Origin of the sequence: Paraburkholderia sp. BL9I2N2 (genome assembly GCF_004339745.1) — a bacterium.
In the GTDB taxonomy this organism is placed as follows: Bacteria; Pseudomonadota; Gammaproteobacteria; order Burkholderiales; family Burkholderiaceae; genus Paraburkholderia.
On record NZ_SMGP01000001.1, the window covers coordinates 3858709 to 3873547 of the forward strand.

A 14839-nucleotide genomic window follows, 5' to 3' on the forward strand; every position below is an offset into this window, starting at 1 on the left:
TCACGCCGGCCGCAGCCAGCTTTGATCCGTCAAACCGACAGTTTACGCCGGTTACGGCTGTCCCGCCGACGCGCCGCTAGCCGGATCCATCGCGGCGACCTTTTCGGTCAACCATTTTTCGACCGACGGGAACACGAACTTGCTGACATCGCCGCCGAGTTGCGCGATTTCACGCACGATCGTGCCGGAGATGAACTGGTATTGATCGGACGGCGTCATGAACATGGTTTCGACGTCGGGCAGCAAATAGCGATTCATGCCGGCCATCTGGAACTCATATTCGAAGTCCGATACGGCGCGCAGCCCGCGCACGATCACCCGCGCGTTATTGGTGCGCACGAAATCCTTCAGCAGCCCCTTGAAGCTCATCACCTGAACGTTCGGGTAGTGCCCGAGCACTTCGTGAGCGATGTCGAGGCGCTCTTCGAGGGTGAAAAACGGCTTCTTGTTGCGGCTGTCGGCAACGCCGACCACCAGCGTGTCGAAAATGCTCGACGCGCGCCGAACGAGGTCTTCGTGACCGCGCGTCAGCGGGTCGAACGTGCCCGGGTACACGGCGACTACCATGAGACTTCTCCTCTCTTCAGACAAAGGGGCACGTCAAAGCGTCCACGCGACGCATTTGGCACCGACCGCGCCCGTGACGGCAAACCGCCCGGCGCTTGTTTTGGAACGCGCATTATTCCTTATTTTCGCGCTGCAGCAAATGAAAGTGGACAGCGCCCGCTTTACCTTGCCGCACGATTTCCCACCCGGCGAGCGTCTCGTTCTCATCGAGTTCGAGCGCCTCGCCCGCTTCCACGTACAGAAATCCGTCCGCGCTCACGAGCGGCACCGCCAGCGCGAGCGCTTTGCCGAGCAGATCGTCGCCGAACGGCGGGTCGAGAAATACGACGTCGAACGAACCGGGCGCGAGACTCGCGGCGAGGCGCAAACCGTCAGCTTCAGCGATTTCGATCGTGCGCGCCGACAGGCGTTCCTGATTCGCGCGCAACTGGCTGGCGGCCCGCGCATTGCGCTCCACCATCAAGACTCGTGCCGCGCCGCGCGACGCCGCCTCGAAGCCCAGCGCGCCGCTGCCGGCGAACAGATCGAGGCAGCGCTGGCCGTCCAGATTCTGGCCGAGCCAGTTGAACAGCGTCTCGCGCACGCGATCGGGCGTGGGGCGCAGGCCGTCGAGGTCGAGCACGGGCAACGGCGTGCGCTTCCAGTCACCGCCGATGATACGGATGGCGTGCGGCTTGCCGCCTTTGGACGAAGCGCCATGGGCGCGTGAAGGTGCTGAACGGGGCATGCAGTTTCGATTACGTGATGAAGGCGCCCGCAACGTCGACACGTGCGGGCCGGAGCGCCAACGTTACCACAGCGACGCCCCACGTCCAGCCTGGCCGTTCGGCCGATACGACGGGCGGCGGCGCGCCTGATAAAATGTGCGGCTTCCAGCGCCTTGCATCCCGCATCGCAACGCTGCCTGCCGCTCCCGCCGGTCTTATGCCGGCTGCGCGCATCGGCGCGCGCTCTCACCACGCCAGATCATGTTCAGCTTTTTCAAACGATTCAAGGGTTCGAAAGAGTCCGATAACGCGCCAGAAGAGTCGCAAACAGCGCCAGAAGGCTCGACGCTTGACGCCGCCGTGGAGGCGCCTGCGCCCGTCGCGCCGGCTGCCCCGCGCCCAGCCGCTGCGCCGGTTCGCGTCGAGACGCCACCCGTAGCCGCTCCGTCCGCGATCGAGCCCGAACCCGAACCCGAGCCGGAAGCATTCGCCTTCGAGGAAACCGTCGAAATCGTGCCGCCGCCGCTGCCGGACGCAGGCGCGAAACGCTCCTGGCTGACGCGTCTGAAGACCGGCTTGTCGAAGACGAGTTCGAATCTGACCGGCATTTTCGTCGGCACGAAGATCGACGAAGACCTGTACGAAGAACTCGAAACCGCGCTGCTGATGTCGGACGCGGGCGTCGACGCCACCGAATTCCTGCTCGAAGCGCTGCGCGAAAAAGTGCGCACCGAGCGCCTCGCCGATCCCCAGCAGGTCAAAGCGGCGCTGCGCACGCTGCTGGTCGACCTGCTCAAGCCGCTGGAAAAATCGCTCATGCTCGGCCGCGCGCAGCCGCTCGTGATGATGATCGCCGGCGTCAACGGCGCGGGCAAAACCACCAGCATCGGCAAGCTCGCCAAGCATCTGCAGAGTTTCGACCAGTCGGTGCTGCTGGCCGCGGGCGACACGTTCCGCGCCGCCGCGCGCGAGCAACTGGCCATCTGGGGTCAGCGCAACAACGTGACCGTGGTGTCGCAGGAAAGCGGCGACCCGGCGGCGGTGATCTTCGACGCGGTCGGCGCCGCGCGCGCGCGCAAGATCGACGTGATGATGGCGGACACGGCCGGCCGCCTGCCGACCCAACTGCATCTGATGGAAGAACTGCGCAAGGTGAAGCGCGTGATCGGCAAGGCGCAAGACGGCGCGCCGCACGAACTGCTGCTGGTGATCGACGCTAACACCGGCCAGAACGCGCTCGCACAAGTGAAGGCTTTCGACGACGCGCTCGGCCTCACCGGCCTGATCGTCACCAAACTCGACGGCACGGCGAAGGGCGGCATTCTGGCCGCGATCGCGCGGCAGCGTCCGATTCCCGTGTATTTCATCGGTGTCGGTGAGAAGGTCGAGGACTTGCAGCCGTTCAGCGCGGAAGAGTTTTCCGACGCACTGCTGGGCGGCTGAACGCCAAACAGCGGCCGCGGCTAAAGCAGCAAAAAGGGCACTCCGAGGAGTGCCTTTTTTTCATCCTGCCTGCCGGATCAGGACAGGTCACTCAGCGTCCGGCTGGGCGCCGGGCGCCGCGCGGGCAAACGCGTCGAGTTGCATCGCGTGATCGTAGATGCGCTGAATGGTCGGAAACTTCGCCGTGTCGACCTTGAAGCGCTGCGCGTTGAACACCTGCGGAATCAGACAGGTATCGGCGACGGTCGGCGTATCGCCGAAGCACAGCTTGCCGGTGCGCGAATCGCCCGCCAGATGCGTTTCGAACGTCGCGAAACCCGCTTCCACCCAGTGACGGTACCAGGCGTCCTTGGCATCGTCGTCGAGACACAAGGTGTGCTTCAGATACTTCAGCACGCGCAGATTGTTCAGCGGATGGATCTCGCACGCCACCTGCAACGCCAGCGCACGCACATATGCGCGATCGGCCGGCGTCGCGGGCAGGAGCGGCGGCTCGGGATGCGTCTCTTCCAGATACTCGATGATCGCGAGCGACTGCGGCATCACGTCATTGCCGTCGACGAAGGTCGGCACGATCCCGTCCGCATTCACCTTGCGGTATTCGGGCTTCAACTGCTCGCCGCCGTCGCGCACAAGGTGCACCGGCACGTAGTCGTACGGCAGATTCTTCACGTTCAGCGCGATGCGCACGCGATAGGACGCCGAGCTACGGAAATAGCTGTAGAGCTTCATGTTGTCTGTCTCCCCCAACTGGCCGTCAGACGACGCGCACGCTGAGCTCGCCGAGCCCGTCCACGCCACCCTTCATCAGATCGCCCTGCACCACTGCGCCGACGCCTTCCGGCGTGCCGGTGAAAATCAGATCGCCGGGTTGCAGTTCGAACAGCGTCGACAGATAAGCGATCGTCTCGGCCACCGACCAGATCAGTTGCGACACGTCCGAGTTCTGCTTTTCGTCGCCGTTCACCGACAACCAGATCGCGCCCTTGTCGACATGGCCGACGGTCGTGACCGGATGAATCGGACCAAGCGGCGCCGAGTGATCGAAGCCCTTCGCGGTATCCCAGGGACGGCCCAGCTTCTTCGCTTCGGCCTGCAGATCGCGGCGCGTCATGTCGAGACCGAGCGCGTAACCGTAGACGTGGTCGAGCGCGCTCTCGCCGGAATGTTCTTGCCGCCCTTGCCGATCGCCGCGACCATTTCCATCTCGAAGTGGACGTTTTTCGACTGCGACGGATAGGGAAACTCGCCGGTGGCGCCGGGCGCGACGTACAACACGGCATCGGCCGGCTTGGCGAAGAAGAACGGCGGTTCGCGGTCGGGATCGTGTCCCATCTCGCGCGCATGCGCCTCGTAGTTGCGGCCCACACAGTAGATGCGACGCACCGCGAACTGCTCGCTGGACCCCACAACCGGCACCGCGACCACCGGTGCGGGTGCAAATACGTAACTCATCCCGTTCTCCGTTTCTTGATGTGTGCCGCCAGCGCGACAATAAAACATCGAGTGTAACGCGCGACAAAGCGCCGCGCGCGCCAGTTCGGCATGGACCGGCAAGGCCCGCACCGCGGGCGTGCTGTCTCGCGGGATCGCCATAGATGCGATACTCACACTCAATAGCGTCTCCTGAATACTGCGGCCGACCGCTCCGAGGCGGCACGCCAACACGTCCCACTGCGCCCGATGACCGACTCCGCCGACACCGTCAATCCCTTCCCCTGCGCCCGCTTCATCAAGGAAATCGGCCGCGGCCCGAACGGCGCCCGCGCGCTGACCGCCGACGATACACGCACGCTCTACACCGCAATGCTCGACGGCCGTGTGGCCGAGCTCGAACTCGGCGCGGTGCTGCTCGCGTACCGCGTGAAGGGCGAAACCGCCGACGAACTCGCCGCAATGCTGGCCGGCGCGCATGCGTCGTTCGAGCCGGTTCATCTGCCGCACGGCACGTTCCGACCCGTCTCGATACCCAGCTACAACGGCGCGCGCAAGCAGCCGAATCTGGTGCCGCTGCTCGCCCTGCTGCTGGCGCGCGAAGGCGTGCCGGTGCTGGTGCATGGCGTCACCGAAGATCCGGGCCGCGTGACGAGCGCGGAGATCTTCACGCATCTGCAAATTCCGCACGCGCGATCGCACGCCGATATCGAAGACGGTCTCGCTGAGCACCGCCTTGCGTTTGCGCCGATCGGCGTGCTCGCGCCGAAGCTCGCGCGCCTGCTTGCGCTGCGCCGGCGCATGGGCGTGCGTAACTCGACGCACACGCTGGTGAAAATCCTGCAGCCGTTCGCGCCCGCGGGTTTGCGCCTCGTCAACTACACCCACCCGCCGTATCGCGACAGCCTCACGCAACTGTTCAACACGCATCCGGACGCGGCCGCCGGCGGCGCGCTGCTTGCGCGCGGCACGGAAGGCGAAGCGGTGGCCGATACGCGGCGCCAGGTGCAAGTCGACTGGTTGCACGACGGCGTCTGCGAAACGCGCGTGCCGCATGAACGCTCGTCGCCGGATGCGCCGGAAGTGGACTTGCCCGAGGCTAAAGACGCGCCGACGACAGCGGCCTGGATCAGCGCCGTATTGCGCGGCGAGGCGCCCGTGCCGAGCGCGATCGAACGGCAGGTCGAACTGATCGTGGACGTCGCAAGAATGCCGGTGTAACCGCCTCCGCGTAAGCGCTGCGGCGCGCTTGCCGTCGCCCGCTGCGACCTGCGCGGGTTGACACGCCGCGACGCGCCGTCATACATTAGACCCATGCGTTCCCTTCCGAACACCCTCCGAATTACATCCGGCCGCCTAGCGCGGCCCCTATCGCTACGCCTAGCGTAAGTCAGGCGTAGCGCCGCGCGTTGGCAGCTCAGGTTGCTCGAAGCGCGGTCTCTCCAGCAGTTCCGTTGTTCCGTTTCACCCCCTAAGCGTAGTTCTTCACAACCTGTAGTCGTTTGCATTCGTCCGTTTACCGCGCGGACGAAGCGCGAGGATCAAATGCACGCCGCATGGGCTTTATCCACGTCCGTTTTCGCCGTCACGATGACGCTGTTCGTTCGCGCCCGTTCGTTGTTGCCGCTAGCCCCCGGCTGGCGGCCCGTGCACCCGTGGCAGTCCGCCAACCGCTCGACGCCACATCCTTTCGCATGCGACACAACGAACGAGGCTCACCATGTTGCAAAATCCCGCTGAAAAATATCGCCCCTTCCCCACCGTGCGGCTGACCGGCCGCAAATGGCCGAGCCGCGCGATCGACCAGGCGCCGGTCTGGATGAGCACCGATCTGCGCGACGGCAATCAGGCGCTGATCGAGCCGATGAACGCGGCGCAAAAGCTCGAGTTCTTCGAGATGCTGGTCGCGATCGGCTTCAAGGAAATCGAGGTCGGCTATCCGTCGGCGTCGCAAACGGATTTCGATTTCGTCCGCAAGCTGATCGAAGAAAGGCGCATTCCCGACGACGTGACCATCGAGGTATTCATGCCGTCGCGCGCGGAACTGATCGCGCGCACGTTCGAGGCGCTGGAAGGCGCGCCGCGCGCCATCGTGCACTTGTACAACGCGATCTGCCCGTCGTTTCGCCGGATCGTGTTCAACCAGTCGAAGGCCGAAATCAAAGCGCTGGCCGTGGCAGGCACGCAGATCATCAAGGAGCATGCGCAGGCGCGGCCGGACACGCATTGGACCTTCCAGTACTCGCCGGAAACGTTCAACGCGGCCGAACTGCCATTTGCACGCGAGGTGTGCGACGCAGTGGCGCAGACGTGGCGACCCACGCGCGATCACAAAATGATCGTCAACCTGCCCGCGAGCGTGGAAGCGGCGACACCGAACGTATTCGCCGACCAGATCGAATGGATGCACCGCAATCTCGGCTATCGCGACAGCATCGTGCTGTCGGTGCATCCGCATAACGATCGCGGCACCGCGGTGGCCGCCGCGGAACTGGCGCTGCTGGCGGGCGCGGACCGCGTCGAGGGCTGTCTGTTCGGCAATGGCGAGCGGACCGGCAACGTCGATCTCGTGACGCTGGCGATGAATCTGGCTGCGCAAGGCGTCGATACCGGGCTCGATTTCTCGGATATCGAGGCGGTCCGGCGCGTCGTGGAGCGCTGCAATCAGTTGCCGGTGCATCCGCGGCATCCGTATGCGGGCGATGCGGTCATACGAGCGAAAAGCGGGGAGCGACAAGGCGTCGCGGCGCATGAGCCGGAAGTGGCCGAAGCCGGTGCGGCCGATCGTCGCGAGTGGAGCGGTGTGGATGAGGAAAGCGTCGCTGCCTGAGAATCAGGGCGAGTGACGCAAGAACCGACGCACAAGCGCGCTACCCGCGTGCCCGCGTCAGCCGGAGCAACCCGCTTACAAGGCGCGGCCAGCCCGGAAACAGTGAGCTCAAAAGGCTCACTCGATTGCGCAACGCGTTGCCTGCCAGGCAATCAGGCGCCATCGCCCGTCTTCCTGCGTATGGATCGCCGTGTAGGCGATCGGAAACAACAGCGCTCCGTTATTGGCTTCCATTTCGATCAGCGCCCGGCCGGTCACGACGCAGGTCTCGCGCCCGACCGGCAGCACCTCTTGCGACTGAATCTCGATCTGCCGATAGCGGCGGCGGCCCGCGGTAATCCCGTCGATGAACTGCCGTTTCGTTTCCCGCTTGCCGTTCGTGTGAACGTAGCTCACGTTGTCCGCGAGCAGCGTGTCGAGCGATTGCCCGTCGCCGTCGACCATCGCGCGAAAACGCTCTCGCTCGAGTTCGCGAACCGCTTCGATTATCTTTGCCGCCATCGCTCAGCCCCTCGCACCGGTGAGCCGAACGTGGCCACGGTCGTCAGAAGTTATATTGCAGATATAGCTGGTGGAAATTTATACCAGGATTCGGCTCTTTGATACCGCCGTTGGAAATATGCTGGAAGCGATAGCCTGCCTGGTACTGCTGGTGGCTGCCGAACTGCATGCCCACGCCGGCCATGTCGGCGAACTGGAACGCAGTGCCCAATGTGAAGGTCGAAGAAATCCGGGGACTCGACAGCAGCCGGATGCCCGCGCCCAGTTCGGCGTACGGGCGGATCGAGCCCGATCCCTTGATGAAGCGGATGATCGGCGTCACGCCGATTTCGCCGATGTTGTCGTGCACATTGCCTTCGTTGGTGTGCCACCAGGCCACGTGCGCTTCGCCGATCAGCGAGAAATGCCAATCACCGATCTGCCACCAGGTCAGATCCGGGTCCCAGACGAAACCGAGGTCGAATTTCTTGACGTGGCGATCGCCGAGGCCGCCGGCCACCTGCACGCCAAACTGGTCCGCCGAAGCCCATCCTGAAGTTCCCACCAGCACGGCGCCAGCCGTGATATTTAGAGCCAGACCACGCAAAGCATTCTTTTTGTTGTTCATCTAACACCCGAGCTCCGCCGAACGTTGAACAATCCTTAACCGTTTTGCGTATTGTAAAGACAATCTCAATTCAGTGGATCGTATGAAGAAACCCGACTTTCCGCAATTAGTCACGTCAAAACTAGCAAAAGTCGGTCACTTATAACAATGAAGGCGATCTGTTAGGTAAGTTCTACGCTCCGAGCAAAGAAGCCGAAGGAGGCGTACTATGGCTATTGAATCGTGAATTTCAATAGGAATTTACGGAACTTGGATGCCCCTACAGCCTCTAAGTATTAGCACTCGGCAATTCAGAGTGCTAACATCCAACGCTGGAGTCGTTACCTGAATAAGCTTTTGTCTGATTCCAAAGGAGTTTCCTACGTGAGCCATGCAATGACCCTTCCGAGTACTTTGAGCCCGTCGTCGGCTAAGGCCGCTTCGGCAGGTGCACTGGCGCTCTCGCATTCCTCGCTGCTGCCCGGTCAACTGGGCAATATCGACGCCTACATCCAGGCCGTAAATCGGATTCCGATGCTGACGCCGGCGGAAGAACGCCAGTTCGCCACCGAATTTCGCGAGCAGGACAACCTAGAGTCCGCGCGCCGTCTCGTCCTGTCGCACCTGCGGCTGGTCGTATCGATCGCGCGCAACTATCTGGGCTATGGACTGCCGCACGCCGACCTGATCCAGGAAGGCAATATCGGCCTGATGAAGGCCGTGAAGCGCTTCGACCCGGAGCAGAACGTGCGCCTCGTGTCGTACGCCATGCACTGGATCAAGGCTGAGATCCACGAATACATTCTGCGCAACTGGCGGATGGTGAAAGTCGCCACTACCAAGGCGCAGCGCAAGCTGTTCTTCAACCTGCGCAGCCACAAGCAAGGGCTGGGCGCGTTCACGCCGGACGAGATCGAAGGTCTCGCCAAAGAGCTGAATGTGAAGCGCGAAGAAGTGTCCGAAATGGAAACGCGCCTCTCAGGCGGCGATATCGCGCTGGAAGGGCAGGTCGAGGACGGCGAAGAGTCGTACGCGCCGATCGCCTATCTGGCTGACTCGCATAGCGAGCCGACCGCCGTGCTGGCTTCGCGTCAGCGCGACAAGCTGCAGAGCGACGGTATCGCGAGCGCGCTGGACGCACTGGACGCCCGCAGCCGCCGCATCATCGAGGCACGCTGGCTGAAAGTGGAAGACGACGGTTCGGGCGGTTCGACGCTGCACGAACTGGCCGACGAATTCGGTGTGTCCGCCGAACGTATTCGCCAGATCGAGGCAAGCGCTATGAAGAAGATGCGCGGTGCACTGACCGAATACGCGTAAAGCTTGAAGATTGTCAGCACGCCGGTTCGCCCGGCGCGCGGTATCCAGCCGCCAAGCCCCGCCCTCGCAAGACGGCGGGGCTTTTTTTCGCCCACGCCGCGGTGGTTTCGCGCACGCGCACACTGACGCAAGAACATCAGCGAGCAACACGCGTTTCTTGACGTATCACAAACCAGATAGCAATACTGCTTGAATGGGGCAAGTCTCGCGACCCAATGCCGCAGCGCCGAACTGTTGCGCGCGAGGTTCTACTCCTAGAATCGGGATGCACTCGCCAAACCGCCCAAGCGGCCTGGCGCCAGCCGGATTCACCGGTGTGAAGTTGCCTTCTACCGATCATGACCACAGCCCTCAATCGCAGCACCACCCGCCGCCCGAGCCTGCGCAAACGGTTCCACGGCTGGGTGCGCGGTCCGACGCTGGCGCGGGATATCGCCATCGTCCTCGCCATCAAATTCGTACTGCTGATGGCGCTCAAGTACGCGTTCTTCAATCATCCACAGGCGGAGCACATGTCGCTGCCGCCTGAGCAAGTCGCGCAGGCGCTGTTGTCCGTGTCTGCCTCGCATCCGTCCCAAGGTGATCAACATGCCCGTTAGCGAAGTCGTAGAACTGTCGCGCCTCCAGTTCGCCATCACCGCGCTTTACCACTTCCTGTTCGTCCCGCTCACGCTCGGCCTGTCCTGGTTGCTCGTCATCATGGAGTCGGTCTATGTGATGACCGGCAAGCAGATCTACAAGGACATGACCCAGTTCTGGGGCAAGCTGTTCGGCATCAACTTTGCGATGGGTGTCACCACCGGCCTCACGCTCGAATTTCAGTTCGGCACAAACTGGTCGTATTACTCGCACTATGTCGGCGATATTTTCGGCGTGCCGCTCGCGGTTGAAGGGTTGATGGCGTTCTTCCTCGAGTCGACCTTCGTCGGCCTGTTCTTCTTCGGCTGGAACCGGCTGTCGAAGACCCAGCATGTGTTCGTCACGTTCCTCGTGGCGCTCGGCTCGAACCTGTCGGCGCTGTGGATTCTGGTGGCCAATGGCTGGATGAACAATCCGGTCGGCGCTACCTTCAACTATCAGACCATGCGCATGGAGCTCGACAGCATCTTCTCCGTGCTGTTCAATCCGGTCGCGCAAGTCAAGTTCGTGCATACCGTGTCGGCCGGTTATGTGACGGCGTCGATGTTCGTGCTTGGCGTGTCGTCGTGGTATCTGCTGAAGCGCCGCGACACTGAATTCGCATTGCGCTCGTTCGCGATTGCCGCCGGCTTCGGTTTGGCGTCTACGTTATGCGTGATCGTGCTCGGCGACGAATCCGGCTACCGCACCGGCGAAGTCCAACAGGTCAAACTGGCCGCGATCGAATCCGAATGGGAAACCGCGCCCGCGCCGGCTCCGTTCACGATCATCGGGATTCCGAATCAGAAGGAAGAGCGCACTGACTACGCTATCCGGATTCCCTACGCGCTCGGCCTGATCGCCACGCGTTCGCTCGATGAACCCGTGGTCGGCCTGAAAGATTTGATGGCGCGCAACCAAGAGCGCATCAAAAACGGCATGCTCGCCTACGCCGCGCTACAGAAGCTGAAGCAAGGCGACATCACCGACGAAGCCAAAGCCGACTTCGACGCGCACAAGCAGGATCTCGGCTACGGCCTGATGCTCAAGCAGTTCACCGCGAACGTCACCGACGCCACGCCGGATCAGATCGCCCAGGCCGCGAAGAAAACGATCCCGCCTGTGGCACCCGTGTTCTTCTCGTTCCGCTTGATGGTGGGCCTCGGCATTCTGTTCCTCGCCACTTTCGTGCTGGCGTTCTGGTTCTGCGCGCAGCGCTCGTTGTTGCTGGAGAAGCGCCGCTGGTTCCTGCGCTGGGCCGTGTGGGCGATTCCGCTGCCTTGGCTCGCGGCGGAGTTCGGCTGGATTGTCGCTGAAGTGGGCCGTCAACCGTGGACCATCGCGGGCATTCTGCCGACCAACCTGTCGGCCTCGAGCCTGACACCGAATGACCTGTATCTGAGTATCGCGGGCTTCGTGGTGTTCTACACGGTGCTGTTCATCATCGAAATCATGCTGATGTTCAAGTACGCGCGGCTCGGGCCCTCGTCGCTGCATACGGGCCGCTATCACCACGAACAACAGCCGCTGAATCAGCCGCTGCCGACCAACACGGCCGCCTGATTCGCCGCCACTGAGCTTCAAGGGAAAAGATCATCATGGATTACGCAACCCTCAAACTGATCTGGTGGGTGCTGATCGGCGTGCTGCTGATCGGCTTCGCGCTCACCGACGGCTTCGACATGGGCGCGGCGATTCTGCTGCCGTTCATCGGCAAGACCGACGCCGAGCGGCGCATCGTCGTGAACACGGTGGGCGCGACGTGGGAAGGCAATCAGGTCTGGCTCATCACGGCGGGCGGCGCGATGTTCGCCGCGTGGCCGCTGGTGTACGCGGCATCGTTCTCCGGCTTCTATTTCGCGATGCTGCTGGTGTTGTTCTCGCTGTTCTTCCGGCCGGTCGGCTTCGACTACCGCAGCAAACGCGAAGACCCGCGCTGGCGCACGGCGTGGGACTGGGCGCTGTTCGTCGGCGGCTTCGTGCCGGCGCTGGTGTTCGGCGTCGCGTTCGGCAACCTGCTGCAAGGCGTGCCGTTCTCGTTCGATACCGACCTGCGCGTCACCTATCACGGCGGCTTCTTCGCGCTGCTCAACCCGTTCGCCGTGTTGTGCGGCCTCGTCAGCGTCTCGATGCTGACCGCGCACGGCGCCGCCTTCGTCAAGATGAAAGCGGACGACATCGTCGCCGAGCGCGCTTCGCTGGCGCTGCGGATCGCTGCGCTCTCTTGCGTGGCGCTGTTCCTGATCGCCGGCGCGCTGATCTCCACGATGATCGGCGGCTATCAGGTGATCGACGCCCCGCCGCTCGACACGGTCGCCAATCCGTTGATGAAGAACGTGATCGGCGCACCCGGCCTGTGGCTCACCAACTACGCGAATTATCCGTGGATGGTGAGCGCGCCGGTGGCCGGTCTCGCAGGCGGCGTGCTGGCCACGTTGCTCGCGCGCTCGCGCTTCGAAAAGAGCGCCTTCCTGTCGACCTCGCTGATGATCATCGGCGTGATTCTGACGGCGGGCTTCTCGATGTTCCCGTTCATCATGCCCTCCTCGCTCGACGGCCGCAGCAGTCTCACCGTGTGGGATTCGACCTCGAGCCGCATGACGCTGCAGATCATGCTGATCGCCGTGATCATTTTCCTGCCGATCATCCTGATCTATACGAGCTGGGTGTATCGCGTGATGCGCGGCAAGGTGACCGCCGCCGCGCTCGAAGAAAATCACCATACGATGTATTGATCCGCAACACGCTTAACAGGAGTTTGCGATGTGGTATTTCAGTTGGATTCTCGGGATCGGCGTGGCGTTGGCGTTCGGCATCATCAATGTGATGTGGCTGGAATCGCATCGGCCGTCGGAAGCCGGCGCACAGAAGAGACGCTAAAACAGCATGTGCCGGCCACGGGCCGGTAAACGGAAAAGCGGCACCTTGAATGATTCAAGGTGCCGCTTTTTTATTGCTGCATGACTACTGGAGGCGAAGCAGCGCGAGCCGCTCCTGCTTCAGCACTGCGTCATGCCGGCAAAGGCGTTGCACCGCCGCTTTGCGTCGTGCGCGTTGTCAGCTTTTCAGCGTAGCGCTGCGCCGCATCGCCGACGACGATATGGAACGTGTCCGCAGAAATCCACGCCGTATCGAGCGTCGCCAGACGTTGACGATCAACCGCCGACGGATCCCGCACGACGATACGCAGACGCGTGGCCGCCACCGCATCAAGCGACACCACGTTGCCCGCGCCGCCGAACACGGCCAGCCAGCGCAGCGGATCGGGATCGAGCGGACCGCTACCTTGAGCACCCGAAGCTGCAACCGGCGCAGCCGCCACTGCCGGAACCGCAGCGGCAACCACCGGCTTCACCACCTCACCACCACCCTGCGCGATCACCGTGCGGATTTCGTCCGCGATGATGTCCGCTTCCGGTCCGATGATCACCTGCACGTTGGTCGAGCCGCGCTTGAGCACACCACGCGCACCGATCGTCTTCAGTTCGTTTTCAGAGACCTTGTTCGAATCGACCACCGACAAACGCAGTCGCGTCGTGCAGGCATCCACCACCGACAGATTCGACGCACCACCGAGAGCAGCGATATAACGCTGCGCACGCGGCACAGCCGCACCGGCGACCGGTGAAACGAAACCACCAGCAGCAAACGAGTCGACTTGTTCATCGGCTGCAGCGGGTTCACGGCCCGGCGTCGCCATGTTGAATTTGCGGATGAAGAAGCGGAACAACCCGTAGTACACCACCATGTAGACGAGACCGATCGGAATCGCCCACCAGCCACGAGTCGACAGGCCGTAGTTCAGCACGTAATCGATCGCGCCAGCGGAGAACGTGAAGCCGAGGTGAATGCCGAGCGCCGAACAGATGGCGAGCGAGAGGCCCGTCAACAGCGCGTGGATCACGTACAGCACCGGTGCGAGGAACATGAAGCTGAATTCGATCGGCTCGGTCACGCCCGTCAGGAACGACGTGAGCGCCATCGAGAACAGCAGGCCGCCGACCAGCGCGCGGCGCTCCTTCGGTGCTTCATGGAACATTGCCAAACAGGCAGCCGGCAAGCCGAACATCATGACCGGGAAGAAGCCCGTCATGAAAGTGCCGGCAGTCGGATCGCCCGCGAAGAAGCGATGCAGGTCGCCCGTCACGGCGGCGCCACCCGGCGGCGTGAACGTGCCGAACACGAACCACGTCAGCGAATTGAGGATGTGATGCAAACCCGTGACGAGCAGCAAGCGGTTCAGCACGCCGAACACGAACGCGCCGAGCGCGCCCGCGGTGGTCAGCCAGTGGCCGGCCGTATCGATCACGGCTTGCACCGGTTGCCACACGTAGCCGAACGCTATGCCGAGCACGAGGCAGACCACCCCTGTGACAATCGGCACGAAGCGTTTCCCTCCGAAGAACGCGAGGTAATCGGGCAGCTTGATGTCTTTGTATCTGTTGTACAGCAAGCCCGCGACGATACCCGCCACGATCCCGGACAACACGCCCATGTTGAGCTTGTCGTTGATGTCCTTCATCACCGCGACTTCGACCAGATAACCGATCGCGCCGGCCAGACCCGCCACGCCGTTATTGTCTTTCGCGAAGCCGACCGCCACGCCGATCGCGAACAGCAGCGGCAGGTTGTCGAAGATCGCGCCGCCGGCGTCGGCGATCATCTTGATGTTGAACACATCGGGTTGACCGAGGCGCAGCAGCAGGCCGGCAACCGGCAGCACCGCAATCGGCAGCATCAGCGCGCGTCCCAGGCGCTGAATCTTCAGAAACGGATTCCCATCCATTGATACCTCCAATCCTTGTCTCTTTGTTGAACGCCGTGATTAAACGG

The 14839-nt window shown here is 62.8% G+C and carries 13 protein-coding genes and 2 pseudogenes; 8 read left to right on the plus strand and 7 right to left on the minus strand.

The features are described 5' to 3' along the window. Positions 1–51 precede the first annotated feature (51 nt). Both coaD and rsmD read right to left on the minus strand, forming a co-directional pair. Entirely contained in the window at positions 52–567 is a 516-nt protein-coding gene (coaD, locus tag B0G74_RS17710) for a pantetheine-phosphate adenylyltransferase (protein WP_012431643.1), read from the minus strand. A gap of 112 nt (positions 568–679) precedes the next feature. Further along, positions 680–1294, minus strand: coding sequence for a 16S rRNA (guanine(966)-N(2))-methyltransferase RsmD (rsmD, locus tag B0G74_RS17715; RefSeq protein WP_132376128.1), 615 nt, complete (start codon positions 1292–1294; stop codon positions 680–682). Positions 1295–1535: 241 nt separating this feature from the next. Between rsmD and ftsY the strand changes: the two genes are divergently transcribed. Further along, a complete protein-coding gene (ftsY, locus tag B0G74_RS17720) occupies positions 1536–2717 on the plus strand; it encodes a signal recognition particle-docking protein FtsY (protein ID WP_132376129.1) in 1182 nt (393 codons plus the stop codon). Between the two features lie 87 nt (positions 2718–2804). On the opposite strand, the gene maiA is transcribed toward ftsY, so the two are convergent. Both maiA and B0G74_RS17730 read right to left on the minus strand, forming a co-directional pair. Next, positions 2805–3449: a maleylacetoacetate isomerase gene (maiA, locus tag B0G74_RS17725; RefSeq protein ID WP_132376130.1), complete on the minus strand. Its 645-nt coding sequence runs from the start codon at positions 3447–3449 to the stop codon at positions 2805–2807. 25 nt (positions 3450–3474) lie between these two features. Further along, positions 3475–4172 (minus strand): annotated as a pseudogene (locus B0G74_RS17730) (fumarylacetoacetate hydrolase family protein). A 228-nt stretch (positions 4173–4400) separates the two neighbouring features. Here B0G74_RS17730 and ybiB point away from each other — a divergent pair. Both ybiB and B0G74_RS17740 read left to right on the plus strand, forming a co-directional pair. Next, entirely contained in the window at positions 4401–5372 is a 972-nt protein-coding gene (gene ybiB, locus B0G74_RS17735; protein WP_132376131.1) for a DNA-binding protein YbiB, read from the plus strand. Between the two features lie 499 nt (positions 5373–5871). Next, positions 5872–6855, plus strand: a pseudogene (locus B0G74_RS17740) (2-isopropylmalate synthase); the annotation flags it as partial. 243 nt (positions 6856–7098) lie between these two features. On the opposite strand, the gene B0G74_RS17745 reads toward B0G74_RS17740, so the two are convergent. Beyond that, entirely contained in the window at positions 7099–7482 is a 384-nt protein-coding gene (locus B0G74_RS17745) for a nuclear transport factor 2 family protein (protein WP_132376133.1), read from the minus strand. Between the two features lie 43 nt (positions 7483–7525). Further along, entirely contained in the window at positions 7526–8089 is a 564-nt protein-coding gene (locus B0G74_RS17750; RefSeq protein ID WP_132376134.1) for an acyloxyacyl hydrolase, read from the minus strand. A gap of 363 nt (positions 8090–8452) precedes the next feature. Here B0G74_RS17750 and rpoH point away from each other — a divergent pair, with 363 nt between their 5' ends. The 5 genes from rpoH to cydX all read left to right on the plus strand — a co-directional run bounded on the left by rpoH (position 8453) and on the right by cydX (position 12886). Further along, positions 8453–9388, plus strand: a complete 936-nt coding sequence (gene rpoH, locus B0G74_RS17755; RefSeq protein WP_007179432.1) for an RNA polymerase sigma factor RpoH — start codon at positions 8453–8455, stop codon at positions 9386–9388. 338 nt (positions 9389–9726) lie between these two features. After that, positions 9727–9987, plus strand: coding sequence for a cytochrome oxidase putative small subunit CydP (cydP, locus tag B0G74_RS17760; protein ID WP_132376135.1), 261 nt, complete (start codon positions 9727–9729; stop codon positions 9985–9987). After that, positions 9977–11569, plus strand: a complete 1593-nt coding sequence (locus tag B0G74_RS17765) for a cytochrome ubiquinol oxidase subunit I (RefSeq protein ID WP_132376136.1) — start codon at positions 9977–9979, stop codon at positions 11567–11569. The genes cydP and B0G74_RS17765 overlap by 11 nt, the downstream gene beginning before the upstream one ends. 35 nt (positions 11570–11604) lie before the next feature. Beyond that, positions 11605–12741 (plus strand): cytochrome d ubiquinol oxidase subunit II, encoded by a 1137-nt coding sequence (cydB, locus tag B0G74_RS17770; protein ID WP_132376137.1) that lies wholly within the window; start codon positions 11605–11607, stop codon positions 12739–12741. A gap of 28 nt (positions 12742–12769) precedes the next feature. Continuing rightward, positions 12770–12886, plus strand: a complete 117-nt coding sequence (gene cydX, locus B0G74_RS17775; RefSeq protein ID WP_132376138.1) for a cytochrome bd-I oxidase subunit CydX — start codon at positions 12770–12772, stop codon at positions 12884–12886. A 130-nt stretch (positions 12887–13016) separates the two neighbouring features. Here cydX and nagE read toward each other — a convergent pair whose 3' ends face one another. Continuing rightward, positions 13017–14792 carry an N-acetylglucosamine-specific PTS transporter subunit IIBC gene (nagE, locus tag B0G74_RS17780; RefSeq protein ID WP_132376139.1) on the minus strand — a complete coding sequence of 592 codons (1776 nt, stop codon included), beginning with the start codon at positions 14790–14792 and terminating at the stop codon, positions 13017–13019. Between the last annotated feature and the right edge of the window lie 47 nt (positions 14793–14839).

Coding starts and splice junctions, on each gene's coding strand:
- maiA (WP_132376130.1), bottom strand. CDS start 3,449: ATGAAGCTCTACAGCTATTTCCGTAGCTCGGCGTCCTATCGCGTGCGC.
- nagE (WP_132376139.1), bottom strand. CDS start 14,792: ATGGATGGGAATCCGTTTCTGAAGATTCAGCGCCTGGGACGCGCGCTG.
- rsmD (WP_132376128.1), bottom strand. CDS start 1,294: ATGCCCCGTTCAGCACCTTCACGCGCCCATGGCGCTTCGTCCAAAGGC.
- ftsY (WP_132376129.1), top strand. CDS start 1,536: ATGTTCAGCTTTTTCAAACGATTCAAGGGTTCGAAAGAGTCCGATAAC.
- B0G74_RS17765 (WP_132376136.1), top strand. CDS start 9,977: ATGCCCGTTAGCGAAGTCGTAGAACTGTCGCGCCTCCAGTTCGCCATC.
- B0G74_RS17745 (WP_132376133.1), bottom strand. CDS start 7,482: ATGGCGGCAAAGATAATCGAAGCGGTTCGCGAACTCGAGCGAGAGCGT.
- B0G74_RS17750 (WP_132376134.1), bottom strand. CDS start 8,089: ATGAACAACAAAAAGAATGCTTTGCGTGGTCTGGCTCTAAATATCACG.
- cydB (WP_132376137.1), top strand. CDS start 11,605: ATGGATTACGCAACCCTCAAACTGATCTGGTGGGTGCTGATCGGCGTG.
- cydP (WP_132376135.1), top strand. CDS start 9,727: ATGACCACAGCCCTCAATCGCAGCACCACCCGCCGCCCGAGCCTGCGC.
- ybiB (WP_132376131.1), top strand. CDS start 4,401: ATGACCGACTCCGCCGACACCGTCAATCCCTTCCCCTGCGCCCGCTTC.
- coaD (WP_012431643.1), bottom strand. CDS start 567: ATGGTAGTCGCCGTGTACCCGGGCACGTTCGACCCGCTGACGCGCGGT.
- cydX (WP_132376138.1), top strand. CDS start 12,770: ATGTGGTATTTCAGTTGGATTCTCGGGATCGGCGTGGCGTTGGCGTTC.